The organism is Sphingobium sp. WR1, assembly GCF_059693745.1.
The window spans coordinates 1-2,113 of sequence record NZ_JCATID010000075.1 but is presented as its reverse complement, the minus strand read 5'-3'; the positions used below and the strand labels follow the sequence as shown (position 1 = coordinate 2,113).

Here is a 2,113-nt window from a genome sequence, read left to right as displayed (position 1 = left end):
TGAGAACGGCGGAGCAATATTCGACCACGGTAGCGGCGGGATAGTCCTGCTGCGGGCGGCGTAAAAGTCGTCCACCTTGAAGCCTTTCTGCCGAGTCAGGGAGGTGTGGGGATCTACAGCGTGGAACTTTATCTTCAGGTCCGTCTGGCTTGCGCGGATGGCATGAGCCAACGGGCGGCGGCGAAGCGTTTCAATTTGTCGCGCGATACGGTACGCAAGATGCTGTCGTTTTCATCGCCGCCGGGTTACCGGCGCCAGTCCGTACCGCAGCGCCCGAAGCTGGACGGGTTTGTGGCGATCATTGATGGATGGCTTGAGGGTGACCGCAGTGTCCCGCGCAAGCAACGCCATACGGCGAAGCGGGTATTCGACCGTTTGCGCACCGAGCATGGTTTCACCGGCGGCTATACGATCATCAAGGATTACATCCGGGAGCGCGAACAGCGCAGCCGGGAGATGTTCGTGCCGCTGGCGCACCCTGCGGGAGATGCGCAGGCCGATTTCGGGGAAGCGCTGGTGGAGATCGGCGGGGTGGAGCAGAAGGCCTACTTCTTCGCGCTCGATCTGCCGCACAGTGATGCCTGCTATGTGCGGGCCTATCCGGCGGCGGTGGCGGAGGCCTGGGTGGACGGACACGTGCATGCCTTCGCGTTTTTCGGCGCGGTACCGCGCTCGATCGTCTATGACAACGATCGCTGCCTTGTGGCGAAGATCCTGCCCGACGGCACGCGGCAGCGTGCAACATTGTTCAGCGCTTTCCTGTCACATTACGTGATCCGCGACCGCTATGCTCGCCCGGGCAAGGGGAACGAGAAGGGCAATGTGGAGGGGCTGGTAGGCTATTGCCGGCGCAACTTCATGGTGCCGATCCCGAAGTTCCCGACCTGGGAGGCGTTCAACCTGTGGCTGGAGGAGCAATGCCGCGAGCGCCAGCAGGACAAGGTGCGCGGGCAGAGCGAGACGATCGGTGAGCGGCTGCAGCGCGATCTTGCCGCCATGCAGCCTCTGCCCGCTACACCCTTCGAGGCCTGCGATCAGAAAGGCGGGCGGGTCTCCTCGCAATCCCTGGTGCGCTACAGGACCAACGATTATTCGGTTCCGGTGGCCTGGGGCCATCAGGAGGTCTGGATCAGGGCCTATGTCGATGAGGTGGTGATCGGCTGCCGCAGCGAAGTCATCGCCCGTCATCCTCGTTGCTATGCCCGCGAGGAGGTTGTCTTCGACCCGCTCCATTATCTCCCGCTGATCGAGCAGAAGATCAACGCATTCGACCAGGCTGCGCCTTTGCAGGGCTGGGACCTGCCCGAAGCGTTCACGACACTGCAGCGGTTGATGGAAGGGCGCATGCACAAACATGGCAAGCGCGAATATGTGCAGGTACTGCGCCTGCTGGAAACGTTCACCCTCGCCGATCTCCAGGCGGCGGTCGAACAGGCCATCGATCTTGGCGCCATCGGCTTCGATGCCGTCAAGCACCTCGTCCTGTGCCGGATCGAACGCGTACCGCCTAGGCTGGACCTGGACGTCTATCCCTTCCTGCCACGCACCACGGTCGAGAAGACCTTTGCCAGAGCCTATCTGAGCCTGCTCTCCGACCGGCAGGAGGCCGCATGAGCGATCAGGCCCCGGAGATCCTTCTCGCTCACCATCTCAAGGCGCTCAAGCTGCCTACGTGCCTGCGTGAGCATCACAAGCTCGCGCGGCAATGTGCCGCTGAAGGCGTCGATCATATCCGCTTCCTTGCCCGCCTCGTCGAGATGGAAATGATCGACAGGGAGCGTCGCATGGTCGAGCGGCGCATCAAGGCCGCGCGCTTCCCCGCCGTCAAAAGCCTCGACAGCTTCGACTTCGCCGCCATCCCCAGGCTCAACAAGATGCAGGTGCTCGAGATGGCGCGCTGCGAGTGGATCGAGCGGCGTGAGAACGCCATCGCTCTGGGGCCATCAGGCACCGGAAAGACGCACGTAGCGTTGGGGCTCGGACTGGCAGCATGCCAGAAAGGACTGTCGGTGGGCTTCACCACCGCGGCAGCGCTGGTCAGCGAAATGATGGAGGCCCGCGACGAGCGCCGTCTTCTGCGCTTCCAGAAGCAGATGGCCGGATACAAGCTGCT

The 2,113-nt window shown here is 62.9% G+C and carries 2 protein-coding genes; both read left to right on the top strand.

Annotated features, from left to right (window positions below):
• The first annotated feature begins 120 nt into the window (after positions 1 to 120).
• Entirely contained in the window at positions 121 to 1,614 is a 1,494-nt protein-coding gene (gene istA, locus AC58EF_RS28395; RefSeq protein ID WP_443217259.1) for an IS21 family transposase, read from the top strand.
• The coding region (gene istB, locus AC58EF_RS28390; RefSeq protein WP_319324976.1) for an IS21-like element ISSsp5 family helper ATPase IstB at positions 1,611 to 2,113 on the top strand (503 nt) is incomplete at its 3' end. The genes istA and istB, both read left to right, overlap by 4 nt.